The sequence below is a fragment of the Halorubrum sp. T3 genome, from assembly GCF_000296615.1.
Taxonomy (GTDB): Archaea; Halobacteriota; Halobacteria; order Halobacteriales; family Haloferacaceae; genus Halorubrum; species Halorubrum ruber.
Window position 1 is genome coordinate 1329521 of sequence record NZ_JH815329.1, and the last position, 25093, is coordinate 1354613.

A 25093-nucleotide genomic window follows, 5' to 3' on the forward strand; every position below is an offset into this window, starting at 1 on the left:
GGCGCGCGAAGGGAGGACGATGACCGATGGCGATGAGGGCGACCGCGGTGGTGGCGACGGCGGCGACGACCGGTCAACCGACGGCTCCGAGACGGTCCCGCTCGTCGTCGTCGACGGCGACGAGCGCGTCGAACTCGACATCGAACGCGGTCGCAACCTCCGGCGGGTCCTACTCGAGGCCGGGGTGTCGCCGTACACGGCCGCGACCCGTCGCCTCAACTGCGGCGGGCGGGGGCTCTGCGCCACCTGCGGCGTCCGCGTCCGGGAGGGGCCGTCGGCCGACCACTGGCACGACCGGCTCGCCGACCGGTTCGGGTACCCGCGGCTCTCCTGTCAGATCGCGGTGGACCGCCCCATGACCGTGGCGCTGGTCGACAAGCGCGTGTGGGGCGGACGTCGGTCCGACGGACGGGACGAGGAGAATCCGGAAGGCAGCCGCTGAGCGCGGCGAACCGACGGGCCCCACACCTCGTTTCCGGTGAAACGGCGAACGCTACCGCGTCACACGCGACCGCGCGGCTATCGGGAGCGCGAACGCCCGCCGCGGCACAAAAGCCAAGTCCGCGGGCCCGAACGGTCCGGTATGCAACCCTCCAAGGAGTCCGAGTCGTCCGACGACGATCCGATGGACGACCTTGACGACCTCCTCGACGATGATCTTGCGAGCGGCGAGGGGTCGTCCGGCGCCGATTCCGGCGACGCCGCGGCGGCCGGCACGGGAACCGAGAGCGCGCGGAGCGCCGGGAACACCGGTGGCTCCGGCGACTCCGGTCGAATCGGCGTCTCGGGCCGGTGGTTCTCGGCGAAAGCGTTCGGACTCGCGCTCGTGACCGTCGCGGTCGGGGTGTTCGTCGGCGGCCTGATCCCGCTCATCGGCGGGACGATCGGGACCGCGGGCGGCGTGTTCCTCGCCGCGTTCCTGCTCGGGCTCGTCCTCTCGACGCGCCGGTACGTCGAGACGGGGATCGCCGGCGGCGCGGCGGGCGCGGCGAGCGCGGTGACGAGCGTCCTCGGCGTCGGGTTCCTCCCGATCGGGATCGATTACCTCTCGCAGTGGGGGCTCCCGCTCGTCGCGGTCGGCGGCGGGGTCGGGCTCGTCCTCGCGCTGCTCGGCCACTACTTCGGTCGGGACCTACGCGCGGGACTGAGTCAGGATATCGGGGAGTGAAGGATAGAACCCGTCGGAGGCGACCTCTCAGTGCGCCCGGAACGCGTCCTCGACGCCGACGTAGGCGGCGATCTCGTGGCGCTCCAAGACGAGGAAGCCGGCGAGGATCGCGACGAAGCCGAGGATCGCCTCCGCCTCGATCAGGTTGCCGAGCAGGACCCAGCTCCCGACCGCGGCGACGACCGGCTCCGCGTAGCCGACGAGGTGGAGCTGGGCCGGTCCGACCTCGTCGAGCAGCGCGAAGTAGATCAGGAACGCGACGACGCCCGACAGCAGCGTGAGATACGACAGCGACACGATCGACGTCGCGTTCCAGACGATCGCCGCGGGCGACTCGCCGAGCAGGGCGGCGCCGACGAACAGGAGTCCGGCGCCGGAGACCATCGCCCACCCCTGGAGCGCGGCGATCGGGAGGTCGGTCCGCAGCGGGCGGAGCAGCACGGCGCCCAGCGAGAAGGCGACCGCGCCGGCGAACGCGAGCGCGACCCCGAACAGCGCGGCGCTCCCGAGTCCGGCTTCCATCGGGTCGGCGATCACGATCACGCCGAGGATTCCGAGGGCGAACCCGCCGATCTCGAAGGGACCGAGGCGCTCGTTCGGGAGGAGGACGGCCGCGAACACGGCGGTCAACACCGGCGCGAGGCTCACGACCACGGCGGCGACCCCGCCCGAGATGCGGAGCTCCGCAACGTAGAGGAGCCCGTGGTACGCGGCGATCACGAAGGCGCCGGCGACGGCGACCCCGAGCCACTCGTCGCGGCCTCGGGGCATCGTCCTGCCGGAGGCGACCGCGGCGACGCCTAACACGACCGCGCCGGCGATCGCGTAGCGGACGCCGGCGAACAAAAGCGGCGGGAAGTAGTGTAACCCGGCCTCGATGGCGACGAAGGAGGTGCCCCACAGCGTCGCGAGGAGGACGAACGCCGCGAGGATCGATTCGGGAGTAGAGAGGAGGTTCCGCAATTTCATTGACTACCAGTTCAGAATTACCGCGGATAGTTAAACACGTCTCTCAGATACCCCGAGATCGAAAACGAACAATCACACATACGAACTGCGTGCGATACGGTTCCGAAATGAGAGCGAATCTTGAACTCGACTCCAACCGTATCGGTCGCAATATATAACGGATCGACACGGGAAAGAGTCGTATGGACGAGCGCGACGTGCGGCTGTTGAAGGCCATCTCCGATCTCGGCACCGGGAGCCCGGAGCGACTCCACGAGGAGACCGGGATCCCGGTGTCGACGATCCACTACCGGCTGAACAACCTCCGCGAGGACGGCGTCATCGAGAACGACCTGTACGACCTCGACCACGAGGCGCTCGGGCTCGGCGTCACCGTCATCGTCGAGGTGCTCGCGAGCTACGAGGGGCCCTACGAGGAGTTCGCGGAGGAGCTGCTGGCGGTCGAGGGCGTCACGGAGGCGTTCTTCACGATGGGCGAGACGGACTTCGTCGTCCTCGCGCGGCTCTCCTCGTCGGACACCGTCGAGCGGCTGATCAGCGACTTCGAGGCAATCCCGGAGGTCGAGCGCACGAACTCGACGTTCACCATCGCGGCGCTGCGCGACGAGCCGCGCGCGCCGGCGACGTACGACCTTGACACGCTGATCGAGGAGCTGACGGACTGACGGCGAGGGTCACGGACCGCGCTCAGGACTCACTCCGCGTTCGGGACCAGCGAGGACCCGACGGACCGCTCGACGTAGAGGAGCGCCACGAGCCCGCCGATGATGATGGTGTACGACACCGCGGCGAACAGCGCGTCCTGCGTCGAGGGGTATTCCGTGGTGCGGAAGATGATCACCTTCCGGACCATCGCGATGACGCCGGTGTAGATCACCAGCCTGACGATCCGCCGGGTGTCGCTCTGCTCGATGTAGGCGACGACCGTCTCGTACACCTCGACGATGATGAGCAGGAGCAGGCCCGTCTCGATGAACCCGATGACCGTGTTCGGGTCCGTTATCTCGCCGGTGGGGACGGATTCGGCGATCTGGATGGCGAGGTCCACGACGCCGATGCCAAACAGGAGCGCGAACAGCGCCGCGGCGGCCAGCTCGACGCCGTGGATGAAGCGGTTCGTCGCGTCGGAGACGCGGTCGCCGCGCGTCTTCGCGACTGACGGGTTCGGCGTCCGGTCCGACTCGGACGGCCCGTCTGACGGGTCGGTCGGAGACGAGTCTGCCATCGTGGTTCTCGGATCGAAGCAGGACCTCGCGACACGTAAAAAGCGGGCCTAACGGACGGGGAGCGCGCTACGACCGCTTGCCGATCTCCTCGCGTAACACGTCGGAGACGACCTCGCCGTCGGCCTTCCCGCGGAGCGCGCCCATCGCCTCGCCCATCAGCCCGGAGAACGCGCCCATCCCCTCGGCCTCGATCTGGTCGGCGTTCCGCTCGACGACCTCCACGACCGCCTCGCGGACCTCCTCTTCGCTCACGCCCGACAGGCCCGCCTCCTCGACGGCCTCGGCCGCGGACAGCGAGGGATTCTCCGCGAGCGTCGTCAGCACCTCGGGGACGCCCTCCTTCGCGAGGTCGCCGTCCTCGACGAGGTCGAAGAGGGCGAGGAAGTGGTCGTCGGTGAGGGTCTCGACGGGAGCCCCCTCACGACGGATCTCCGTCGTCGTCGACTCCAGCGTCGAGGCCGCGAAGGTGGGGTCGACGCCGCGCTCGACCGCGGTTTCGAAGAGGGGGAACCGCTGGCCGAACGCCACCTGCTCGGCGAGGCCGGCGTCGAGCCCGAACTCCTCGGCGTACCGCTCCGCCTTCTCGTCGAGGAGTTCGGGCGTCTCCACGTCGGAGGGGTCCGGCTCGACCGGCGGCACGTCCGTCTCGGGGTACATCCGCGCCGCGCCCGGGAGTGGGCGGAGGTAGCGCGTGGTCCCGTCGTCGTTCGCGCCGCGGGTCTCCTCCGGGACGCCCTCGATCGCGGTCTCGGCGCGCTCGGCGGCCGCCTCGATCGCGAGGTCGGCGGTCTCCGGGTCGGCCGCGACGAGGGCGACCGCGTCGTCCTCGCCCGCGCCGACCGCGTCGCGGAGGGCGTCGACCTCCGCCTCGGTGACGCCGTACGCCGGCAGCTCGTCGGTGTGGAAGACTCCGCCCGCGCCGTGGCGCTTCGCGTGGTCCGAGAGCTCCGTGCCGAGCCGGCGGTCCGGCTGGAGCTCGCGGCCGACGAGCCCGTCGAAGCCGAAGAGGGGGACCGCCGTCACCTTCCCGCCGGAGTCGAGCGCGCCGCGGATGACGCCGGACTCGGTGTCGGCGAAGACGTCGGTCACGTCGGCGACGTCGCCGACGCTCGCGTCGCGCTCCCGGAGTTCCTCGCGGATCTCCAGGAGTTCGGCCTGCCGTCCGACCTCGCCGCGGACGATGTCCTCGATCCCTTGGAGGTCCTGAACCCCCTTCACCTCGACGCGGGCGCCGTCCGCGATGGAGACGTTCACGTCCTGGCGGATCGTGCCGAGCCCGCGCTTCACCGCGCCCGTCGAGCGCAGCAGCATCCCGATCCGCTCCGCGGCCTGTCGCGCGCCCTCGGGGCTGCGGATGTCCGGCCCCGTGCCGATCTCGACGAGGGGCACCCCCAACCGGTCGAGCGAGTAGACGACGCCGTCGTCGGTCTCCTCGACGCGCTTCGCGGACTCCTCTTCGAGCATGAGGTCGACGACCGACACCGACCCCGACTCCGTCTCGATCTCGCCGTCCTGTCCGAGGAGGATCGAGCGCTGGAACCCGGAGGTGTTCGAGCCGTCGATGACGAGCTTCCGCATGACGTGGGCCTGGTCGACGACGGAGAGGTCGAGCAGGTCGGCGATCTGGAGCGCCACCGCGAGCGCCTCGCCGTCGACGCGCCGCGGCGGCTCGTCGTCCTCCTCGACGAGGCAGGTGGTGTCGTACGCGAGGTAGGTGAACTCGCGGTCGACGCGGCTCTCCTCCATCGCGGCGTCGTCGAGCTCGCCCAACTCGCTCTTCGTCGGGTGGAGCTTGCGGGTGATCGACCGGTCGGACTCCTCGGGGTCGCGCTCGACGGTCGGGGAGTCGCAGAACAGCTTGGTCTCGGTGTCGAGCTGCTGGTGGATCTCCAGCCCGGCGACGAGCCCCAGCTCCTCGTAGTCGTACTCGGGGGTCGCGTCCGTACTCATTACGCCTCACTCCGACGGCGCGCGACTAAAAGGGTGGCAGTTCGCGCGAGCGATGGGGACCGGAATCTGCGACGTTATTTATAAACCACAGTGCGGTGGCGCGCCTGCGAGCGGCCGCCACCGGCGGCCGCGAGCCAGCCCGCGAGGGACGCCGCGAACGCCCGCAGGGCGTGAGCGGCGAGGCTGGGGAGGCGTGAGGCTGCGGTCCCGTGAGCGACCGGAGGGAGCGAACGGGAGTACGGAAGTCGCAGCCCGCGCAGCGAGCGGAGCGAGCAAGCAGGACCGTCTTCCGGTGGTGCTGTGCGGGGCGGGGCGGGACTCAAAGGGGCAGCCGGGAGGGCGGCGCAGGCGAGGCAAGCACCACAGCGAAGGAGCGAACGGAGTGAGCGACTGAGCGAGGAGCGCAGCGAGCGTGCGCCGCCCTCCCGGCTGGGGCTTTGGCGGTGTTCACCACCGATCCGCGAGTAATCATTTATAAACAATCGACTGGGACGTCGGCGGTGTTCACGACCACAGCGTTCCGATCGTACTTGTCACTTCTCGCGTAGCATCGAAAGGAATTGTGCGTGGGTGCTGTCGTGTAGACAACACCGTGCATCGTGGGGGTGTACCCCGTGCGATGCGTGGGACCGGATTTGAACCGGCGGACCTCTACAGGACAGCGCCCTCAACGCTGCGCCGTTGGCCTGGCTTGGCTACCCACGCTCGCGGTGTTCTGTCGCGTCTCCACGTACCCTTCCCCTAATTAAAAGCCCTTCCATTTGGTGGGAGCGTGGCGGGGTTTCGCAGACCGCCGAGCGGCCGGACGCGGCCGCGACTCGGCGACCGCAACCGGCACGCGTTTGGGGGTCGCGTCCTACCCCACGAGTATGTCCGACTGGGCCCGCGAGAACGTCTCCGTCCTGACCGCCGTCGCCTCCGGCGTCGCGCTCGCGCTTGTGTTCGGCGCGGTGGGGGGCGTCATCCCGAGTTCGCTGCTGCCGCGCGCGAGCGACGCCGTCCTCGCCGCGATCCCCCATTTCAACGCCGCCGTCTCCGCGACCGCCATCGCCACGATCCTCCTCGGCTGGCGAGAGATCTCCCGCGGGAACGTCGAGCGCCACCGGAACTTCATGGTAACCTCCTTCGCGCTGTTCGCCGCGTTCCTCGGCGCGTACCTCTACCGGCTGATCCACGTCGGCACGACCGAGTTCCCCGGTCCGGAGCTCGTCTACTCGTACGTCTACCTCCCGTTCCTCGCGGTCCACATCCTGCTCGCGATCGTCTGCGTCCCGTTCGTCTTCCACGCGCTCTTCCTCGCCGTGACCCGCCCGTACGAGGAACTCTACCACACGCGGCACTCGCAGGTCGGGTTCGTCGGCGCCGTCCTCTGGCTGATCTCCTTCACGATGGGGATCGGCGTGTACCTGCTGCTGTACCATCTGTACTGACCGAAAAGCCGCGACAGACGCCGGTCGACTACGCGTTCCGCTCGGCCATCTGGTGGGCCGCGTAGAACAGCGGGACGAGCAGCGCGCCGGCGAAGCCGAAGCCGAGCGCCAGCGTCCCGATGTCGCTCGCGGAGAGGCCGCCGTTTCCGCTTCCGCCGCCTCCGCTCTCGCCGGAGCCGCCCTCACCGGACCCGCCCTCCGCCTGCGGATCGACGAGGTCGTCGTCGACGGAGCCGACCGCGACGACGCCTTTCATTCCCACCGCCTCGTGCGGCTCGCAGAGGTAGTTGAACGCGTCGCCGTCGCTCGCGTCCTCGAAGGTGTACTCGAAGGTCGACCCCTCCTCGCCGACCGGCGACCCGCTGTCGAAGGTCTCGTCGCTCGCGACGACATTGTGATTGCCGCCCGCGCCCGTCCACTCCCAGACGACGGTCGCGCCCGGGTCGATGAGGATCGCGGCGGGGCCGAATCGGAGTCCGTTCTCGCCCGCGCCGACCTCGACGGTGACCTCGTCTTGCCCGCGGTAGTCGTGGGTGCCGTCGTAGTTGCTGACGCCCTCCAGCCACCCGTCGTACTGGGCGGCCGCGGTCCCGCTTCCGGCCGCGACGCCCGCGGCGACCGCCGCCCCGGCGGCCCCGGCGCGGAAGAACCCGCGGCGGCTCATCGACGCGGCGTCGTCCTCGGCAGCGTCGGCGTTCCGTGTCATAGCTCCACGTCTGGCCGTGAGCGTATTTAAGCCCCCGATACGTTCCGAGCGGTCAGACCGGCGGCGAACGTGTGTAGGATCGACGCGGAAAAGGAGCGCTAATCGTCCGCCGGTGTCGGGTCCGAGACCGGCGCGTCGACGTCGCGGTCGGTCGCCTCGCCCTCGACGTCGAACGGGTACTCGCCGGTGACGCAGCCGAGACAGAGGTCGGCCCGGCTCTCGCCGAGCGCCTCCGCGACCGCGTCGATCGAGAGGTACGACAGCGAGTCCGCGCCCACCTCCTGCCGGATCTCCTCGGTCGAGGCGTCGGCGGCGATCAGCTCGTCGCGCGTCGCCATGTCGATGCCGAAGTAGCAGGGCGCGAGGATCGGCGGCGCGCCGATCCGGAGGTGGACCTCCTCGGCGCCCGCCTCGCGCACCAGTTCGACGAGCTGGGTCGAGGTCGTGCCGCGGACGATGGAGTCGTCGATGATGGTGACCGACTTCCCCTCCACCGTCGAGCGGATCGGGTTCAGCTTCAGCCGGACCGCGCGCTCGCGTTCGTCCTGCGTCGGCATGATGAACGTCCGGCCCACGTACCGGTTCTTCATCAGCCCCTCGGCGAACTCCACGCCGCCGTCGTCGGCCGCCCGCGGCTCGCCGTCGGCGGTGGTCTCGCCCGCGGCGTCCACGTAGCCCGAGGCGAACGCGCGCCCGGAGTCGGGGACAGGCATCACCACGTCGGACTCGACGCCAGACTCCTCCCAGAGCTTCCGGCCGAGCTTCCGCCGCACCTCGTAGACGAGGCTCTCGTCGATGACGGAGTCGGGGCGGGCGAAGTAGACGTGTTCGAAGAAGCAGTGGGCGGTCGACTCGCGCTCGACCAGCTGGTACGTGTCGTAGCCGGTGCCGTCGGGGTCGAGGACGACGAGCTCGCCGGGGCGGACGTCGCGGATCAGCTCTCCGTCGAGCGTGTCGATGGCGGCCGACTCGCTGGCGATGACGTAGCCGCCGTCGATCTTGCCGAGACACAGCGGGCGGTTGCCGAGCGGGTCCCGGACGCCGAGGACGGTGTCGTCGTGGGTGATCGCCAGCGAGTAGGAGCCGTGGATGCGGTTCATCGTATGTTTGACCGCCCGGACGAGGTCCTCTTCGAGGAGGTTGCGCGCGAGGTCGTGGGCGATCACCTCGGTGTCGCCGTCGGAGGTGAACGCGTGGCCCGCCGCCGCTAACTCCTCGCGCACCTCGTCGGCGTTGACGAGGTTCCCGTTGTGCGAGAGCCCGAGCGAGCCGGACTTGAAGGAGACCGAGAACGGCTGCGCGCAGCTCTTGTCGAGGCTCCCCGCTGTCGGGTAGCGCACGTGACCGATGCCGGTGCCGCCCGACAGCGACGCGAGGTCCCCCGCCTCGAAGGCGTCGCCGACGAGGCCGCGCTCGACGTGGCTGTGCTGCTGGAACCCGTCGTGCGTGACGATCCCGGCCGACTCCTGGCCGCGGTGTTGGAGCGCGTACAGCGCGTAGTACAGCGGTCGCGCGGCCTCCCGGTCCTCGAGCGAGACGCCGACGACGCCGCACTTCTCCCGCGGTTCGTCGCCGCCGTAGTCCCCACCGGCGTTCATGTACGCGACGGTGGGGCGGGCGGCGATAAAAATCCTCGTGTTCGTGGCGTATCGGCCGCTACGTTGGGCCGAGTTATGCGTAATCGTGGATACAAACACCCTCGCGTCGCCGCGCGGTCACGCGGTTCGACCGCCGCCGCTCACGCCGGCTCCTCGCCGCCGACGAACTCGTCGAGGCGCGTGAAGTAGTCCTCCCGCGGCACCTGATACGCGCCCCGGTAGTCCACCTCGCCCGCGACGAACCGCTCGGCGACGTCGACCGCGCCGGCCGCGCCCGCCTCGCGGCTCTCGTAGGTCTCAGAGACAGCCTCGACCTCGGGCTCCAAGAAGAGAACGACGTGCCACTCCTCGGTCGCGTACTGACCGGAGCCGGGACGCGCGTTCCGAGCGCCGTTCGTCAGGTAGATAGTCGGGAGACACTCGTCGGGGAGGTCGCCGCTCCCGAAGACGTCGGGGCGGTAGACGAGGATCGCCCGCCCGCTGGGCTCCTCGTTCCACACCCGCCACCCCTCCGGCAGCGATTCGAAGCTCATGGCTCCGCCTCGGTCGCCAAGGCTTGAAAACGTCGCGCTCGGGAGAGGGGAGTCGATCCACGGTCGACGACGGGGCCTCGCTGCCGACGAGCCCCAGCCGACGACGAGCCTCAGTCGACGATGTCAGAGCCGCCCGGTGGGAGGAACTCCTGAAGCTGGTCCGCGCTGGCAACCTTGCGGACGAACGACTGGTCGTTGAACCGCTTTTTGAGGTTCCGGTAGGCCATCATCGCGGCGTCGTTCTGCGCGTACATCCCCGGCTCGAAGGTGATGTGCGCGGCCGCGCGATCGACGATCGCCGACGGCGGCCCGCCGATGGCGCGGGTGACCGGCTCACACTGGACGCCGACCGCGATCCGGCAGGCGACATCCTCGAAGTAGGTGCGGTCGCCGCGGATCACGAAGCTCCCCTTCTCGATGTACTCGCCGCTCTCGGGCGTCTTCGACACCTGGTCCGGCTCGACCATGTACGCGTCGCCCGCGCCGCGGCCGTCCTTCCAGTCCGACGAGTACGAGACGGCGAACTGGGCGGCCTCCCGCAGCGTCTCCTCCGAGAAGTCGACCGGGTCGGCCGACTCCGAGGGACCGGACGCCTTCAACAGGGTCACCGGCCCCCCGTGCGCCTGCGTGTGGAAGAACCGGTCGTGTTTGTTCATGTACTTCTTCACCAGCTCCTCGTTCTGGTCGGCGTTGCGCCCGCCGATGACGAGGTAACCGGTGGAGGTGTGGAACCAGCGGAACCGCTCGAACCAGTCGTCCGGGCTCCGGATCGGGATCGAGGAGCGCGAGAGCCAGTCCGTCTCGTACTCCTCGTCGTCCTCCTCGTCCTCGCCGTTCCCCCCGTCGCCATCACCTCCGTCGTCGGCCGCCTGCTGCTCCTCCCACTCCCGCTTGCGCTCTTTGACGGCCTCCAGCTCCTCACGGGTCGACTCGATCGCCTCCTGCGCGCCCGCCTTCTTCTCCTCGACGCGTTTCGCCTCCCGGTAGAGGCGGTCGGCGTTGACCTCGACGCCCTCGCTCGCGTCGAGTTCGACCGTCACCGTCCCCCCGTCGTCGCCCTCCTCTTCGAGCTCGACCGTCACCGTGCCCTCGCCGCCGTTGACGTCGACGACCGCCTCAGCGGCCGGAATGCCTCGCTCCGCGCCGGCGTCGAGGGTCTCGGCTATCTCGTCCCACGGCACCTCGTTTGCGCGGGCCTCGCGCACCGTCGAGATCACCTCGTCGACGAGGTCGTAGTGGGCGTACAGCAGCTCCGCGCGCTCCCGCTCCGCCTGCGCCTGCTCCTCGAACCCTTCGATCGCTCCCTTCTGCTGTTCGATGATCCGCTCCTGTTTGGCGATTTCCTCCTCGAAGTCCGGGCGGGATGCGCTCGCGTCCGCCGGAGCCTCGCCGTCGTCGGTCTCCTCGCTCCCCAGCCGGTGGAAGTACTCGTCGACGGCGGCGTTGAAGGAGTCGAACCCGACGCTCGGCAGGCCCTCGTGCTCGGCGAGCGGGAACGGCGTCACGTCGACGACGCGGGGGTCGCGGTCGTCCGCCTCGTCGCCGGACAGTTCCTCCTCGTACACGCGGGGGTCGACGTCGCCCGAGCGGAGCCGCTCGTCGATGCGGGCGAGCGCGTCGTGGAGCGCCCCGAGCTGGTCGTCGGTCGCCTCCTCGATCGGCGTCTCCTTCGGCACGCCGGCCCGGGTACACACCTCCTCGGCGTACAGGCCGCCGAGGTTCAGCTGCGTGGCGAGCGTCCGGACGACGTCGCTGTCCGACTCTCGCATGTGCCGGTCGAACGCGCCGCGGCTCACGTCGAGCGGGTTGAGCCGCGAGGCCGGGTACTCGTACTGCGAGCCGGGCGCAACGGTGCGGGACTTGAGCCGCACCGTCGACAGCGCCCCGATCACCTCGCCCGTCTCGTCGAGCGCGGCGACGTTGCCCTGGCCGAACAGCTCCGCGACGAGCGTCGTGTTCTGGTCCTCGCGCTCGAACTCGAAGGTGAGGATGCGGTCGAACTCGTACTGCTCGACGCCCGCGAAGTCGGCGCCCGACAGCCGGTTCCGCAGCATCTTCGCGAAGTTCGGCGGGCGCCCCGGCGCGTCCGCGACGTGGTCTGGGTCCGCGGCGTGCGCCCGTTTGATGTCCCCGACCTCGATCATGAGCTCGACGCGGCCGCGGTCGAAGTCGCGCAGCTTCAGCCGGAGCAGGTCGTCGTCGTAGAGGTACGCCTTGTCGACCTTCGCGCCCTCGTACCGATTCAGCTCGGTGACGAGCGCGGCGAGGTCGATGCTCGACAGCTCCCGCTTCTGGTCCATACTCCATAGCAACCGGCGGGCCGGAAAAAGGCGTGTCGTTGTGGCAGCGAGCCAGGCGTTGCGGACACCAGCGCGATTTCGCGCCGCAGTTGATATTATCCTACATAAGAGTTGTGAGAAAATTATATGTTAATTTGGTACAATCAACGCTCATATGCTCAACGTTACCAAGCGTGACGTTCTCAAGGTGAGCGGATCGCTGATCGGCGGGATAGCGGCCGGAACGACGGTCACGGCCGCGGAGCGGACCGATCGGTTCATCGTCTCGACGAAGGGCAAGGCCGACCTGAGCGACCTGACGGTCGTCCACGAGATGCCCGGGATCAACTACTCTGTCGTCCGAGGCGACGAGTCGGCGGTAAAGCGGTCGGTCAAGAGCTACGAGGCGGACGTACAGATCGAACTCGACTCGCCGGGCGTGAACGACGACGTTCCAACGCTCGATGAGGCCGACTACGAGGGCCCCAACGATGTCCTACAGTGGGACAAAATCGACCAAAACGTCCCAGAAGCTCACGAGACAACCGAAGGCGAAGGGACACGGGTCGCCGTAATCGACTCGGGCGTACTCGAAACGCACCCCGATCTGGAGGGACCCCTGAACCTCGACCTCTCCCGGAACTTCACCGACGACGGCGGCGACCACAACCCCGTCGGCGGCGACGATCACGGGACGCACGTCGCCGGTATCGTCGCCGCGGACAACGGCGGCGGGACCGGTGTCAACGGGACCGCCCCGAAGACCGACCTCGTCGACTGTCGGGTGTTCTCGGCGGGAGGCGGTGCGTCGTTCGGTGACATCCTCGCGGCGGTCGTCTACAGCGCGAACATCGACGCGGACGTGGCGAACCTCTCGCTGGGGGCGTATCCCGTGCCGCGACAGGCGAACGGACAGTTCTACGGGAAGGTCCTCAACAGCGCGATGACGTACGCAAATAAGGAGGGGACGCTGCTCGTCATCGCTGCCGGCAACGACAGCGCCGATCTCCAGCACGATAAGAACCTCATCAGCCTCCCGAACGAGGGCGCGCAGGCGGTGTCGGTCGCCTCTACCGGCCCGATCGGCTACGGCCTCTCGTTCGACCTCGACGACGTGAACAGCCCCGCGGAGAGCCCGGCGGTCTACACCAACTACGGGACCAACGCGGTCACGCTGGGCGCTCCCGGCGGCGACTACGATCTCTCCATAGGGGATCCGGTCGGTGGCGTCCCGGCGTACGCGTACGACCTCGTGTTCAACACGGTGTTCTCGGTAGAAACAGACGAGGACGGCGAATCAGAGCAGGTCCCAGGATACGGCTGGAAGGCCGGAACCTCGATGGCGGCGCCGAACGTCGCGGGCGCGGCGGCCCTCGTCAAATCGGCGAATCCGGATTACAACGCGAACCAGGTCGAGGCCGCGCTGAAGAAGGCCGCCGAGGTGCCCGACGACTACGGGAAGGAGTACTACGGCGCCGGCTACCTCAACGTCGTCGACGCACTCTGAGCGCCGGTCACCGAACCCCGATTTTGGGGGCTACAATCGCTTCGACACGTACGGCCCGTCCTGTCGGTAGCCGAGCTTGTTCCGGTAGTACTCGCGGGCGCCGATGCCGGAGATGACCGCGATTTTCTCGTAGCCGGCGTCGCGGGACAGTTCCTCGGCGCGTTCTAAGAGCTTCGTCCCGTACCCCTGATGCTGCCAGTCGCCGTCGCCGCCGATGCCGACCTCGTTGCCGTACACGTGGAGCTCGCGGACCAAGGCGGCGTCTTCGAGCTCCGGGCGGATCGGGTCGCCCTCGGTGCCCGGCGCGCCGGGCTGGTCCGGGGCGAAGGAGGGGAACCGCAGGCGACAGAAGCCGACGAGCAGGTCGCGGACCGGGTCCTCGAAGGAGATGAAGTGCTCGGTGCCGCCGCCGGCCTCGTAGGTGAGCACGTCGAGTTCGACGTCGTCGGGGTCCGGATCGGCGTCGTTGTGCCCGACCTCCCGGGCGCGGACGTCGCGCTGGACGATCCCCTTCTCCTCGGCGCGCTGGGCCGCGAGCTGGCGGAGGTTCGACTTCTGGACGCCCGCGTCGATGAAGTCCGCGGGGATGTCGCGCTGGACGCGCTGGAGCCGCGTGTACTTCGGGATGTGGTCCATGGCGTCGGCGACGAGGTCGGCCGCCTCCTCGCTCGTGAGCGGGTCGAAGTCGTCGCGGCGCCAGCGGTCGTACACGCGGGTCCCCTCGACGACGAGGGTGGGGTATATCTTCAGGTAGTCGGGGCGCCAGTCCGGGTTCTCGAACAGCTGCCGGAAGTCCTCCAGGCACATCTCGCGGGTCATCCCCGGCTGGCCCGGCATCATGTGGAAGCCGACCTTGAACGCGGCGTCGCGCAGGCGGCGGTTCGCGTTGCGGGAGGCCTCGTTACCATGCCCGCGGTGCATCTCGCGGTTGATGCGCTCGTAGGTGGTCTGGACGCCGACCTCGACCTTCGTGCCGCCGAGATCGAGCATCCGGTCGATCTGCTCCGGGTCACACCAGTCGGGCTTCGTCTCGAAGGTAGTGCCGATGTTGCGGATCTCGTTGGTCTCGTTTTCGGCGATCACGTCCTCGAGGTACTCGAACTCGGTCGCCTCGGGGTCCGGCGCGAACGACTCCCCCTCGGCCGGCTCCGGCTCCTTGTCGAGGTCGTAGTCGTTCATCGCCTGCAGCGCGCGCTTGACGAACCACTCCTGGTAGTCGTGCGAGCGGGCCGTCATCGTCCCGCCCATCAAGATTAGCTCGACCTTGTCGACCGGGTGCCCGATCTTCCGGAGCTGTTCGAGCCGGAGCGTGACCTGCCCGTACGGGTCGTAGTCGTTCTGCTCGCCGCGGGCGGCGGCCGGCTCGTGGCCCGTGTACGACTGCGCCGAGGAGAACTCCGAGGCCGGCCCGCCGGGACAGTAGAGGCACTTCCCGTGCGGACACAGCTCCGGCGAGGTCATGATCGCGACGGGCGAGACGCCCGAGGCGGTCCGGACGGGCTTCCGCTGGACCACCTCGATCACGTCGTCGCGGTGTTCGGCGGGCGCGTGGTCGAGGATCTCGGTGTTCTTCGGCACCTTCGGCGAGCCGAACTCCGAGCAGGCGTCGAGCTTGGCGCGTTCGAGGTCGTCGCGCTTGATTTCCCCGTCGAGGATGCGGTCGACGAGGTGTTCGCAGGTGCGGACGAACGCCTCGGAGTCAGCGGGGTCGGCGTCTCCGGCGGCGTCGTCGGACTCGGCGTCGCCCGCCGCGTCGGTACTCATTACGCTCCGATCGACGGGTTTCGGAGTTAAGCGTGTCGCACCAATACGTGAGAGGGGTGCGCGTCGGCAGCAGAGCGAGAGTCGGTACCACGGATCCGAGCACACGACACCTCGTCTCCCGCCTCGACGAAACGAACTCCAACCCCTCGGCCGATCGGCTGTACAGGGGTTTAAATCAGACAACTCGGCGAGCGACACCACCGAAGCCCCAGTCGCTCGGCTACAGATGACTAACCGTAGATCGGCCGCGAACACCTCCAAAGCCCCAGCCACGAGGAGACCGTACGCTCGCTGTGCTCCTCGCTCAGTCACTCCGTTCCTTCGCTGCGGTGCTTGCGTCGCCTACGGTCTCCTCGCGGCTGCCCCTTTGAATCCCGCCCCGCACAGCCCCGCGACCGCACCGCACCTCGCGCCTCCCCAGCCTCGTCGGCGGCTCCCGACGGTCGCCGCCGACTCCCTCGCGCGTGCCGCTCGGCCGCGATGCGGCCTCGCGGGCACGCGCCACCGCGACCACAGGTTCGGGGGTTGGAACCGAACCCGCTCGTTTTAGGCCGGGCGCAGCGTACCCCGCCTCGTGCTACGGAAGGACCTCCTGCGCGTCTCCCGGGCGGGCGGCGGCTACCGCCCGCAGTTCACCGGCCGGGAACACCGTCCGCTCGCGGCCCGCGTCCTCGGGGCGTTCGAGTCGCACGTCGGCGAGCGGCGCGGCGACCTCGACGACGCGCTGGCGGAGCTGGAGGCCGACGCCGCCGCGCGGAACGGCGACTTCAAGCTCGTCCGCGGGCTCGCGGCGCTCGTCGAGCGCGAGTGCGAGTTCGAGACGCGCGCGCCGGTCCCGCCGCGTCGCGTCCGCCGGGCCGCGTTCGAGGCGGCGGAGGCGATCGGCGTCGCGAGCGAGGCGGAGCGGGAGGTCGCGGTCGAGCGCGCGGCCGACGCGCTCGGGATCGAGTCCGAGGCGGTGGACGCCTCGCTGTACGCCGACCGCGACGTCGAGCAGGTCCTCGTCGACGCCGACGTGCGGTGGGACCCGGACGCGCTCTTGGCGCAGTACGACCTCTCCTTGGCCCAGACCGCGCTGTTCGACGCCACCGAGGTCCGCGTGCGGTCGAACGACCCGAAACGGCTCGTCTCCGCCGTCAAGCGACTCCGACTGATGTACGAGGTCGAGAAGACGCCGGAGGGCCGCGAGCTCGTCGTCACCGGCCCGGACCGGCTGTTCTCGCGCACGCGACGCTACGGGACCGCCTTCGCGCGGCTGCTCCGGACGGCCGCGGAGTCGGCGGAGTGGTCGCTTGAGGCGACGATCGACGACCGCGGCCGCGAGCGCACGATGCGCCTCTCGGACGGCGACGTGACGGTGCCCGACGTTGAGCCCGTCGCGGAGCCCGACTTCGACAGCGGGGTCGAGGCAGACTTCGCCGGGCGCGTCCGCGGGCTCGACCTCGACTGGACCCTGGTTCGCGAGCCGGAGCCGCTCGAAACCGGGGCGAGCGTGATGATCCCGGACTTCGCGTTCGACTACGACCATGCCGACTTCAGGCTCTTCTTCGAGGTGATGGGCTTCTGGACGCCCGAGTACGTCGAAAAGAAGCTCGGCCAGCTCGCGGACGTGGAGGACGTTGACCTCCTCGTGGCCGTCGACGAGAGCCTCGGCGTCGGCGAGGAGATCGCGGCCCGCGACCACCGCGTCGTCACCTACTCCGGGACGGTGCGCGTGAAGGACGTGATCGACGTGCTCCGCGAGTACGAGGCCGAGTTCGTCGCGGACGCGGCCGCCGACCTCCCCGACACCCTCTCGCCCGACGCCGACGCCATCGGCCTTGACAACCTCGCTGACGAGCGCGGCGTGAGCGTCGAGGCGCTAGCGGACAAGTCGTTCCCCGACCACGAGCGAATCGGGCGGACGCTCGTGCGGCCGGCGGTGATAGAGACGCTCGCCGAGGAAATCGAGGCCGGGATGGCGCTCTCGGAGGCCGAAGCGACCCTCGACGAGTACGGCGTCGACGACGCGAGCGCCGCGCTCTCGCGGCTCGGCTATCGGGTCGAGTGGGAGGGGCTCGGCGGCGGGACAGTTCGGGAGAAATCGGAATAAGCTATTTAAACCGATGCGGTGGCGCGCGCCTCCGAGCGGTCGCCCCCGGCGACCGCGAGGAGCGCGTGCGAGGGAGTCAGTCGCCGGAGCGAAGCGACGGCGACTGACGAGGCTGGGGAGGCGTGAGGTGCGGTCGCTGTGCGGGCGGGTGGGACTCAAAGGGGCAGCCGCGAGGCCGCCGTACGCTCGTTGCGCTCCTCAGTCGCTCGCTTCGCTCGCTCCCTCCGGTGCTTACGTCGCCTACGGCGGCCTCGCGGCTGGGGCTTTGGCGGTGTTCGCCGTCGATCCGCGATCAGCCATTTATAAGCGAGCGGCTGGGGCTTTGGCGGTGTTCGCCGTCGATCCGCGATCAGCCATTTATAAGCGAGCGGCTATGGCTTTGGAGGTGTTCTCCGCCGATCCGCGATCAGCCATTTATAAGTAGTAAATCGACGTGCGAACGCGATCCGTCACTCCACGACGGGCAGGTCGGCCCGACTGCCCTTCGGAACCACGGAGCGCAGTTCGTCGTATAAATACAGCCCCACCCCGATCGGCACGCTTTCACCGGCAACCTCGTGAGTCGCGATCAGGTATCCCCAGTCGCCGTCCCACTCGGGGATGTCCTGATCATCCCCCGCCGCGAAGGTAGCCGCTTGCGCCGGATCCAGTTCGACCACGTTCTTCGTCGCGCGCGATCCGAACCGCGAGACCGCACGCCCGGTCGGCTTCCAGTGCTCCTGCCGCGTCCGGAGGAACGTCATTCCGACAGCCTCCACCTCGCTCGGGTCGGTCGCCTCGCCGTTGAAGATCCAGATCTTCCCCGCCCCCTTCTCCCAGAAGCTGTATTCCTCGAACACCTCTTTCTCGATCCCGAACCGCTCGTCCCACCAATCGAGGACCTCCGCGCGGCTCGCGCGGCCCTCGATCTCTCGGTCGGCGGGCGTCTCGGGGAGGCGATCGAACTGCTGCCCGTCGTTGGTGGGTACCGCTCCCGGTTCGTCGTCGCTCATGCGGCCACCTCGCCATCGCTCGCGCTCTCATCTGCCTCGCCGCCCACGCGTAACTTCGCACAGAAGAACCCGCCCGTGTCGTTGCGGTGCGGATAAATGCGCTTCGCGCGCGTCACCGACTCGTCGTACGCCTCGCCGTCCCACTCGGTGACGCCGGGGTCGGTTTCGAGCGGCAGGTCGAACTCCACCAGCTCGCAGTCCTCATTCGCGAGGACGTGGTCGAGGACGGCCTCGTTCTCCTCGGGTGCGAACGTACACGTGGAGTAGACGACGACGCCGCCCGGCCGGGTCGCCTGGACGGCCCGGGCCAGGATCCCCTTCTGGATCCCCGCGACCGCGTCGACGTGGCCGAGCGTCCACTGGTCTAAGACGTCCGGGTTCTTGCGGCAGGTGCCCTCACAGGAGCAGGGCGCGTCCACGAGCGCGCGGTCGAACTCGTCGAACGCCAGCGGCTTCGTCGAGAAGTTGCGGGCGTCCTGGTTCGTGACGATCGTATTCGTGATCCCCAGCCGCTCGGCGTTGTGCCGGAGCGCCGAGAGCCGCCCGAGGTTGTTGTCGTTGGCGACGACGGTGCCCTCGTCGTCCATCGCGTCCGCGATCTGGGTCGTCTTGCTGCCGGGCGCCGCGCAGGCGTCCCAGACGCGCTCGCCCGGCTGCGGGTCGAGCGCGAGCGTCGGCAGCACGGACACCTCCTCCTGGCCGTGCGTCCAGCCGTGGACGTACGGCCAGTTGCCGCCGGGGTTCCCGTCCGGGAGCCGGAAGAGGCCGTCGTGCCAGTCGACCGGCTCGTAGGCGACGCCCTCGTCGTCGAACGCCTCACGGACGCGGTCCGGGGTCGCCGCGATGCCGTTCGTGCGCACGACCGAGGGGAGGGGCCGGTCGCACGCCGCCCGGAACGCGTCGACGTCGTCGACGAGCGGCTCGTATCGGTCGAGCGGATTCATGGCTCCACTTTCGCGGCGGGCCGTTAGACGGTTTCGGGACTCGCGCGCCGTCGCCCCGCATCTCGCCCGTATCTCCGCCGCGTGTCCCGCCTCCGGAACCGCCCCGCGCCGCACCTTTAGGTCCGCCCCGGGCGTAGGGGCGCGCATGGCACGCATCTCCGTCCTCGACGACGACGTCTCGCTGGACGAGCCCACCCTGATCGAGGGGTTCCCCGGCGTCGGCCTCGTCGGGAAGATCGCGACCGACCACCTGATCGACGTCCACGAGATGACCCACTACGCGAACGTCCACTGCGACGGGCTCCCGCCGGTGGCCGTCTACCGCGAGTCCGAGACGGCCGCGACGACGCCCGTGCGGCTGTACGCGGACCCCGAGAACGACCTCGTCGCGCTCCGCAGCGACGTGCCCGTCAACCCGGCCGCGGCGACGGAGGTCGCGGCGTGCCTCGGCTCGTGGTTCGACGAGGCCGAGCTGTTCCCGGTCTTCCTGTCGGGGCTCGGCCGCGAGAAGGGCGAGGCGCCGCCGGACCTGTACGGGATCGCGACCGGAAACGGCGCCGAGGCGCTCGGGCGCGCGAAAGTGTCCGAACCGTCCGAGTCCGGGCTCGTCTCCGGCCCGACGGGCGCGATGCTCGCGGCGGCGCTCGAAAACGACCGCGACGCGGTCGGGCTCGTCGTCGAGTCGGACCCGAAGTTCCCCGACCCCGAGGCGGCGCGGGTACTCATCGCCGACGGTATCGACCCCATCGCGGGGATCGAGACGCCGACCGACGGGCTCGTCGAGCAGGCGACCGAGATCCGGAACGCGAAACAGCAGCTCGCCGAGCGGATGCGGCAGGCGACAGAGGAGAGCTCGCAGGCCGAGCCGCTGAAGATGTTCCAGTAGCGGCGTCCCGTTCGCGGCGGGGCGCGCTACCGACCGCCCCGGTCGGCGTCTTCCTCGCCGTCGCCCTCCAGTTCGTCGAGGATCGGCCGGTACTTCAGCTGGACCTCGTCCCACTCGCGGTCGGGGTCGGAGTCGGAGACGATGCCGACGCCCGCGAACAGCGTGGCCCGCCGGCGGCTCGCCACGGCCGAGCGGATCGCGACCGCGAACGCACCGTTGCCCGCGGCGTCGATCCAGCCGACCGGCGCGGCGTACCAGCCGCGGTCGAACGGCTCCGTCTCGCGGATCGTCGCCAGCGCGCGGTCCGGCGGGAGCCCGCCGACCGCGGGCGTCGGGTGGAGCGCCTCGACGAGGTCGAGGACGTGGCGGTCCGCGTCGAGCTCGGCGGTGATCGGCGTATGGAGGTGCTGGACCGTCGCGAGCCGCCGGACGCGGCGCTCGCCCGCGGAGACCGACGCCGCGAACGGCTCCAGCTGGTCGCGGACCGTCTCAGCGACGAGCTCGTGCTCGTGGACGTTCTTCTCGTCGTCGAGGAGCTCCTGCGCGAGCCACTCGTCTTCTGCCGGCGTCTCGCCGCGCCCGGTCGTCCCGGCGAGTGCGTCGGTCTCGACGGTGCGGCCGCGGAGCGAGACCAACCGCTCCGGCGTGGCGCCGAAGAAGGCGCTGTCCCCCCCGTCCGGCTCGAACCAGTAGCGGTGGCAGTCCGGGTACTTCTCCGCGAGGCGTTCGAGCGTCGCCGCGCGCGGGAAGTCGGCCGCGAGGTCGGCCTCCAGCGCCTGCGCCAACACCACCTTCCGGAGGTCGCCGTCGCGGATCCGGTCGACCGCGGCGCCGACGCTCTCGCGCCACGCCTCGCGGCTCGTCGTCCGGCGGCTCTCGCTGATCCCCGGGCGGGGCGGCCGAGAGGCGGCCGCGCTCTCGCCCGTCTCCCCGGAGTCGCGTCGGTCGAGCGCGGCGAACCGGTCGACCTCGCGCGCCAAGCGGTCCTCAACGGCGGACGCGTCCGCGTCGGCGCCGACCGCGTTGACGGTGAGCCACGCGCCGTTGTCCGCTATCGTCAGCTGGACCCGCGGTAACACGAACCGCGCCTCCGGAAACGGCCCCCACGGGTCGCCGTCGCAGGCGCCCTCGTGGAAGGCGAACCCCCCGAAGACGCGGGGACGAGCCGCCTCGGTGCCGGCGTGGACATCACCCGACTCGAACAGCTCGGTCGCTGCCTCCCGGATCGCCCCGAACCGGTCGCCGCCGTCGGCGGTGAGCGTCGCGGCCGCGCCGCCGCCGAGCACCAGCGCGTCGTCGGGCGCGCTCCAGGTCGTGCGCGGCGACGGGAGCGCGTCGAACGCCCCCGCGAACGCCGGTTCGTCGACCGCCGTAGTCCGGCTGACCAGCGGCGGCGACGACCGAGAGCGCGCCCGTTTCATGCGTATCGAGTCGGGACCGGGGACCCTTTATCCTGACTATCGGGGCGGAGCGGACGGGGGAAATCGGCGCGGTGAGAGTGGAGAACGGAACTCGAACGGCGAGCGGCCCGCGATTAGCTGTACCGCTCCTCGTTCCAGGGGTTCGCCGTGTCGCTGTACCCGCGCTTCTCCCAGTAGCCGAGTTCGGGCTCGGTGAGGAACTCCACGCCCGAGACCCACTTCGCGCCCTTGTACGCGTACTTGTGCGGCGTGACGACCCGGATCGGCCCGCCGTGGTCGGCCGGGAGGTCGTCGCCGTCGAAGCCGTACGCGAGCTGGACGCCCGGCTTCGTACACTCGTCGAGCGGGAGGTCGGTGGTGTAGCCGTCCAGCGAGTGGAACATCACGTGTTCCGCCTCGTCGCGGACGCCGGCGCGCTCGGCCAGGTCCGCGAACGCGACCCCGGTGAACTCGCAGTCGAACTTGCTCCACCCCGTCACGCAGTGGAAGTCCTGCCGTTGGGTGACGGCCGGCAGGTCGCGGAACTCGTCGAGCGTGAACGAGCGCGGCTCCTCGACGGCGCCCCACAGCTCGAGCTCGAACGTCTCCGGGTTCCACGAGGGCGTTCCGCTCTTCGAGAGGACCGGGAAACCGTCGGTCTCGCGCTGCCCCGGCGGGAGCCGGTCGTCGCCGTACTCGCGGTAGAGGTCGGTGAGATCCTCGGCGGCCTCGACGCCGGACTCTGTCATGCGGCTCTGTTCGGCCCGGACCGACGTATGAATGTCGCTCTCGGAGCCGGTCGGGCGTCCGAGCGCGCCGCGCTCGACGGGAACGCCCCCGGCGCTGGAAGGAGTGCGGCCCGGGTTCGTACATCTCTAACGCGTATTCAGAAGATCAAAAATGAGCTTTTGAGTCGTCGTCTTGAATTTTCATATACGCGGATCTCCGACGCCAATTTTATATACGCCATGCCACAAGACCCGGACAGCAAATGCCACGAGTGAAGATAACCGTGCCGGAGCATCTGGAGATGCAGATCGCCCAGATGGTCGAGGAGGGAGAGTTCCTCAACCGGGAGGAGGCGGTCGAGGAGCTGCTGTCGACTGGCATCAAGGCGTACAAGACGAGCGGTCCCCGGGACGACGACGACTCCAACAGCGGGTTCGAGGAGGAGGGGATGATGGGCCACGAAGACGAGTACGTCTTCTGAGCGAACGACCCCCGCGTCGAACCGCGCGCGGCACGGATCCGTGCGTACCGCCCTCAACAACCCTTATAGGGTATACAACCCGTATCCGTGGATATGCACAAGGACGAGCTGCTCGAACTCCACGAACAGATGGTGACGATTATGGAACACTTCCGCGCGCAGGAGACCGTCGACGGCTCGCTGTTCGACCCCTACGACGAGCTTGAGGTCGACCCTTCCCACGTCCACAAGTCGAAAAGCGAGCACAAACACGCCGTGTTCGTCCTCGGTAACGCCTTAGCGAACGCGATGAGCGAAGACGAGTTCTCGCCCGCCGGCCGCGTCGGCAAGCGGATGGAGGAGCTCGCTGACGACGCCGAGAACAAGATCTGAGGCCGAAGGCTCCGGTCACGAGTCGAGGCGCGCTCTTCCTCTTATTTCGATCGCGACGCGACGCGCCGGACCCCCGTATTGATGTGTGCGCGGCCCCCTCGAACCCCACATGGTCGCGGAAGCGCTGACGTCGGACGCCGTCCATCTCGCGGCCGGAGGCGTCGGCGTCGTCGTCGCGCTCGCCGCGGTGTACCTCGTCGACCGCCCGAGCGACGACTGGACGCGGGCGCCCCGGTCGCGGCTCCTCCTCGGCGTCCCGTGGGGGACGCTCCTCGTGATCGCCGGCGTGATCGGGGTGTACCTGTTCGTCCAGTCGGGGATCGAGAACCCGAACCGACCGGTGGTGATCCCGTTCCGGTCGTGGTCGTACTTCTACCCCGAGGGGCTCGTCTGGTCCAGCTTCGCGCACGCGGGCCGCGGACACCTCACCGGGAACCTCCTCTCCGCGCTCGTCGCGGGCGGACTCGCGGAGTACGCGTACGGCCACTTCCCCGACGGGCGCGAGGTCGACCGCGGGGACGGCCTCGTCGTCCGCCTCCGGCGGCTGCTCAGTCGCCCCCGACAACTCCCGAGCCGGCTCCGTAGGCTCCCCCGACGGGTCCGGGAGGTGCTGAGCCGAATAGCCGCCGTCGAGTCGCCGGCCGAGAGCCCCTACGTGCGGGCGTTCCTGATCGTCCCCGGCGCCGCGGTCGCGTTCGGGCTCCTCTCCGCACTGTTCGCGCTCGGTCCGGTGATCGGCTTCTCCGTCGTCGTGTTCGGGTACTGGGGGTTCGCGCTCGTCTCGCGTCCTGTCGCCGCGGTCGTCGCGATGGCGGGGACGACGCTCGTCGGCGTCCTCTACGACGCCCTCCGCGTCCCGGTGGCGTTCGCCGAAGCCTCCCCCTCCTACGGCGTGCCGGGGTGGGCGAACGTCGCGATCCAGGGACACGCGCTCGGGCTCATCGGCGGCGCGCTGGTCGCCGTCGTCCTCCTACGGCGTCGCGCCCGAGAACAGCCCGACGAGGGCCGCGGCGCGGGCTCGGACGCGGACCCAGACGCAACCGCGGGGCGGTGGCGCTACCACCCCCTCTCGACCGCAGTCGGCGACGACGGCTCCCGCGCGGACGCGACCGAGCGGTCCGCGCTCCTCGTCTTCGGCGCGCTGCTGCTGTTCGGCGCCTCCCGTCGGCTGTGGGCGCTCTACTGGTACCTCGGCAACGAGCGGTACGAACTGTACCGCGCCGTCGGCGTCGGGCTGCTCGCGCTGCTGGCCGCGGTCGTCGCCGTCGCAGCCGTCTCGCGCGACGAGCCCCTGTGGCCGACTCGGGCGGTTCCGGAGCCCGAAACGCTCCGAGGGGGAATCCGGTCGGCGACGCCGGCGACGGTCGGACTCCTCCTGCTCGTCGGGGCGCTGGCGGCCGTCGCCGGCCCGGCCGTCGTCCCGAACCTCGTCGCGGTCGACGACGGAGACCTCCCCGGCGACCCGATCGAGGTGGAGGGGTACCAGGTGACGTACGCGGAGGACGTGGAGGACCAGCTCGTGGGCGTTGTTGACGTCGAGGCGTTCGGGCGCTCGACGTCGGTCAACACCTCAGGGGTGATCGTCAGCGACCCGGACCGCGAGATATGGACGACGGCGGTCTCGAAGGGGAACCTCGCGTTCTGGGGGTACCGCGCGGTCGACGTGGGCGGCACCGGCTGGCGCGAGACCGTCTGGGTCCAGCGCGTCGGGTGGGTCGCCGCGAACGGCGGCCCGACCTACCGGGTCGACGCCGTGCGAAACGAGACCAGACGGACGCTGTACGTGAGCGATCCGGCACAAGCGGAGCCGCAGATCGACGGGCGGAACATCAGCGTCGCCGCCGTCGAAGGGGGGTTCGAGATCCGCGTTACCCACGAGAACGCGACCGTGACCATCCCGCTGCCGGAGGAGGGCACGACCCTGGAGGCGCAGGGCGTCTCCATCGTCCGCGGCGGCGACCGCGTGTACGCGCAGCGCGGCGAGACGCGCGTACGGATCGCGCAGCGGGAGCGGTACGAGGGGCGGCAGTAGCTCGGTTCGGCGCTCGAACTGGGGCGCCGGCGAGC

The 25093-nt window shown here is 69.7% G+C and carries 23 protein-coding genes and 1 tRNA gene; 11 read left to right on the top strand and 13 right to left on the bottom strand.

Annotated features, from left to right (window positions below; all coding sequences use genetic code 11):
• Positions 1-19: 19 nt before the first annotated feature.
• Positions 20-442, top strand: coding sequence for a 2Fe-2S iron-sulfur cluster-binding protein (locus B378_RS0108795; RefSeq protein WP_017343436.1), 423 nt, complete (start codon positions 20-22; stop codon positions 440-442).
• 141 nt (positions 443-583) lie between these two features.
• Positions 584-1168, top strand: coding sequence for a hypothetical protein (locus B378_RS0108800; RefSeq protein WP_017343437.1), 585 nt, complete (start codon positions 584-586; stop codon positions 1166-1168).
• 27 nt (positions 1169-1195) lie between these two features.
• Here the strand turns inward: B378_RS0108800 and B378_RS0108805 are convergent, their stop codons facing one another.
• A complete protein-coding gene (locus B378_RS0108805; RefSeq protein ID WP_017343438.1) occupies positions 1196-2137 on the bottom strand; it encodes a DMT family transporter in 942 nt (313 codons plus the stop codon).
• Positions 2138-2319: 182 nt separating this feature from the next.
• On the opposite strand from B378_RS0108805, the gene B378_RS0108810 reads away from it, so the two are divergent.
• Positions 2320-2802 (top strand): Lrp/AsnC family transcriptional regulator, encoded by a 483-nt coding sequence (locus tag B378_RS0108810; RefSeq protein ID WP_017343439.1) that lies wholly within the window; start codon positions 2320-2322, stop codon positions 2800-2802.
• 29 nt (positions 2803-2831) lie between these two features.
• Here B378_RS0108810 and B378_RS0108815 read toward each other — a convergent pair whose 3' ends face one another.
• The 3 genes from B378_RS0108815 to B378_RS0108825 form a co-directional block, all read right to left on the bottom strand.
• Entirely contained in the window at positions 2832-3362 is a 531-nt protein-coding gene (locus tag B378_RS0108815; protein WP_017343440.1) for a phosphate-starvation-inducible PsiE family protein, read from the bottom strand.
• Between the two features lie 67 nt (positions 3363-3429).
• Complete coding sequence (gene gatE / locus B378_RS0108820; RefSeq protein ID WP_017343441.1) at positions 3430-5313, bottom strand: Glu-tRNA(Gln) amidotransferase subunit GatE; 1884 nt, start codon at positions 5311-5313, stop codon at positions 3430-3432.
• Positions 5314-5933: 620 nt separating this feature from the next.
• Positions 5934-6018: transfer RNA gene (locus B378_RS0108825), tRNA-Leu, on the bottom strand.
• Positions 6019-6182: 164 nt separating this feature from the next.
• Here B378_RS0108825 and B378_RS0108830 point away from each other — a divergent pair.
• Positions 6183-6743, top strand: a complete 561-nt coding sequence (locus B378_RS0108830) for a DUF420 domain-containing protein (protein ID WP_017343442.1) — start codon at positions 6183-6185, stop codon at positions 6741-6743.
• Between the two features lie 28 nt (positions 6744-6771).
• Here the strand turns inward: B378_RS0108830 and B378_RS0108835 are convergent, their stop codons facing one another.
• The 4 genes from B378_RS0108835 to rqcH form a co-directional block, all read right to left on the bottom strand.
• On the bottom strand, positions 6772-7449 hold the full coding sequence (locus B378_RS0108835) for a halocyanin domain-containing protein (protein ID WP_017343443.1): 678 nt from the start codon (positions 7447-7449) through the stop codon (positions 6772-6774).
• A 98-nt stretch (positions 7450-7547) separates the two neighbouring features.
• Positions 7548-9047 (bottom strand): amidophosphoribosyltransferase, encoded by a 1500-nt coding sequence (gene purF, locus B378_RS0108840; RefSeq protein WP_017343444.1) that lies wholly within the window; start codon positions 9045-9047, stop codon positions 7548-7550.
• A gap of 140 nt (positions 9048-9187) precedes the next feature.
• A complete protein-coding gene (locus B378_RS0108845) occupies positions 9188-9580 on the bottom strand; it encodes a DUF5820 family protein (protein ID WP_017343445.1) in 393 nt (130 codons plus the stop codon).
• A gap of 110 nt (positions 9581-9690) precedes the next feature.
• Entirely contained in the window at positions 9691-11880 is a 2190-nt protein-coding gene (gene rqcH / locus B378_RS0108850; protein ID WP_017343446.1) for a ribosome rescue protein RqcH, read from the bottom strand.
• Between the two features lie 154 nt (positions 11881-12034).
• Here rqcH and B378_RS0108855 point away from each other — a divergent pair, with 154 nt between their 5' ends.
• Entirely contained in the window at positions 12035-13366 is a 1332-nt protein-coding gene (locus tag B378_RS0108855; RefSeq protein WP_017343447.1) for a S8 family serine peptidase, read from the top strand.
• A 30-nt stretch (positions 13367-13396) separates the two neighbouring features.
• Here the strand turns inward: B378_RS0108855 and B378_RS0108860 are convergent, their stop codons facing one another.
• Positions 13397-15130: a tRNA uridine(34) 5-carboxymethylaminomethyl modification radical SAM/GNAT enzyme Elp3 gene (locus B378_RS0108860; protein WP_017343448.1), complete on the bottom strand. Its 1734-nt coding sequence runs from the start codon at positions 15128-15130 to the stop codon at positions 13397-13399.
• Between the two features lie 574 nt (positions 15131-15704).
• On the opposite strand from B378_RS0108860, the gene B378_RS0108865 reads away from it, so the two are divergent.
• Together B378_RS0108865 and B378_RS17070 are read left to right on the top strand one after the other, a co-directional pair.
• A complete protein-coding gene (locus tag B378_RS0108865; RefSeq protein ID WP_017343449.1) occupies positions 15705-17222 on the top strand; it encodes a DUF790 family protein in 1518 nt (505 codons plus the stop codon).
• A 271-nt stretch (positions 17223-17493) separates the two neighbouring features.
• Positions 17494-17646 carry a hypothetical protein gene (locus B378_RS17070; RefSeq protein WP_192812434.1) on the top strand — a complete coding sequence of 51 codons (153 nt, stop codon included), beginning with the start codon at positions 17494-17496 and terminating at the stop codon, positions 17644-17646.
• Between the two features lie 25 nt (positions 17647-17671).
• Here the strand turns inward: B378_RS17070 and B378_RS0108870 are convergent, their stop codons facing one another.
• A complete protein-coding gene (locus B378_RS0108870) occupies positions 17672-18214 on the bottom strand; it encodes a hypothetical protein (protein WP_017343450.1) in 543 nt (180 codons plus the stop codon).
• The gene (locus tag B378_RS0108875; RefSeq protein ID WP_017343451.1) at positions 18211-19158 is read right to left on the bottom strand and encodes an RsmB/NOP family class I SAM-dependent RNA methyltransferase; all 948 of its coding nucleotides are present in this window, start codon (positions 19156-19158) and stop codon (positions 18211-18213) included. Before B378_RS0108875 ends, B378_RS0108870 begins: the two co-directional genes overlap by 4 nt.
• A 145-nt stretch (positions 19159-19303) precedes the next feature.
• Between B378_RS0108875 and B378_RS0108880 the strand changes: the two genes are divergently transcribed.
• Positions 19304-20044 (top strand): proteasome assembly chaperone family protein, encoded by a 741-nt coding sequence (locus B378_RS0108880; protein WP_017343452.1) that lies wholly within the window; start codon positions 19304-19306, stop codon positions 20042-20044.
• A 26-nt stretch (positions 20045-20070) separates the two neighbouring features.
• Here the strand turns inward: B378_RS0108880 and B378_RS0108885 are convergent, their stop codons facing one another.
• A complete protein-coding gene (locus tag B378_RS0108885) occupies positions 20071-21465 on the bottom strand; it encodes an isochorismate synthase MenF (RefSeq protein WP_017343453.1) in 1395 nt (464 codons plus the stop codon).
• A 113-nt stretch (positions 21466-21578) separates the two neighbouring features.
• Positions 21579-22193, bottom strand: a complete 615-nt coding sequence (locus B378_RS0108890; RefSeq protein WP_017343454.1) for a sulfite oxidase-like oxidoreductase — start codon at positions 22191-22193, stop codon at positions 21579-21581.
• Positions 22194-22435: 242 nt separating this feature from the next.
• Between B378_RS0108890 and B378_RS0108895 the strand changes: the two genes are divergently transcribed.
• The 3 genes from B378_RS0108895 (at position 22436) to B378_RS0108905 (ending at position 25058) form a co-directional block, all read left to right on the top strand.
• Positions 22436-22654 (top strand): ribbon-helix-helix domain-containing protein, encoded by a 219-nt coding sequence (locus B378_RS0108895; RefSeq protein WP_017343455.1) that lies wholly within the window; start codon positions 22436-22438, stop codon positions 22652-22654.
• 93 nt (positions 22655-22747) lie between these two features.
• Positions 22748-23026, top strand: a complete 279-nt coding sequence (locus B378_RS0108900) for a UPF0058 family protein (protein WP_008442749.1) — start codon at positions 22748-22750, stop codon at positions 23024-23026.
• Between the two features lie 109 nt (positions 23027-23135).
• Complete coding sequence (locus B378_RS0108905) at positions 23136-25058, top strand: rhomboid family intramembrane serine protease (protein ID WP_017343456.1); 1923 nt, start codon at positions 23136-23138, stop codon at positions 25056-25058.
• The last annotated feature ends 35 nt before the right edge of the window (positions 25059-25093 follow it).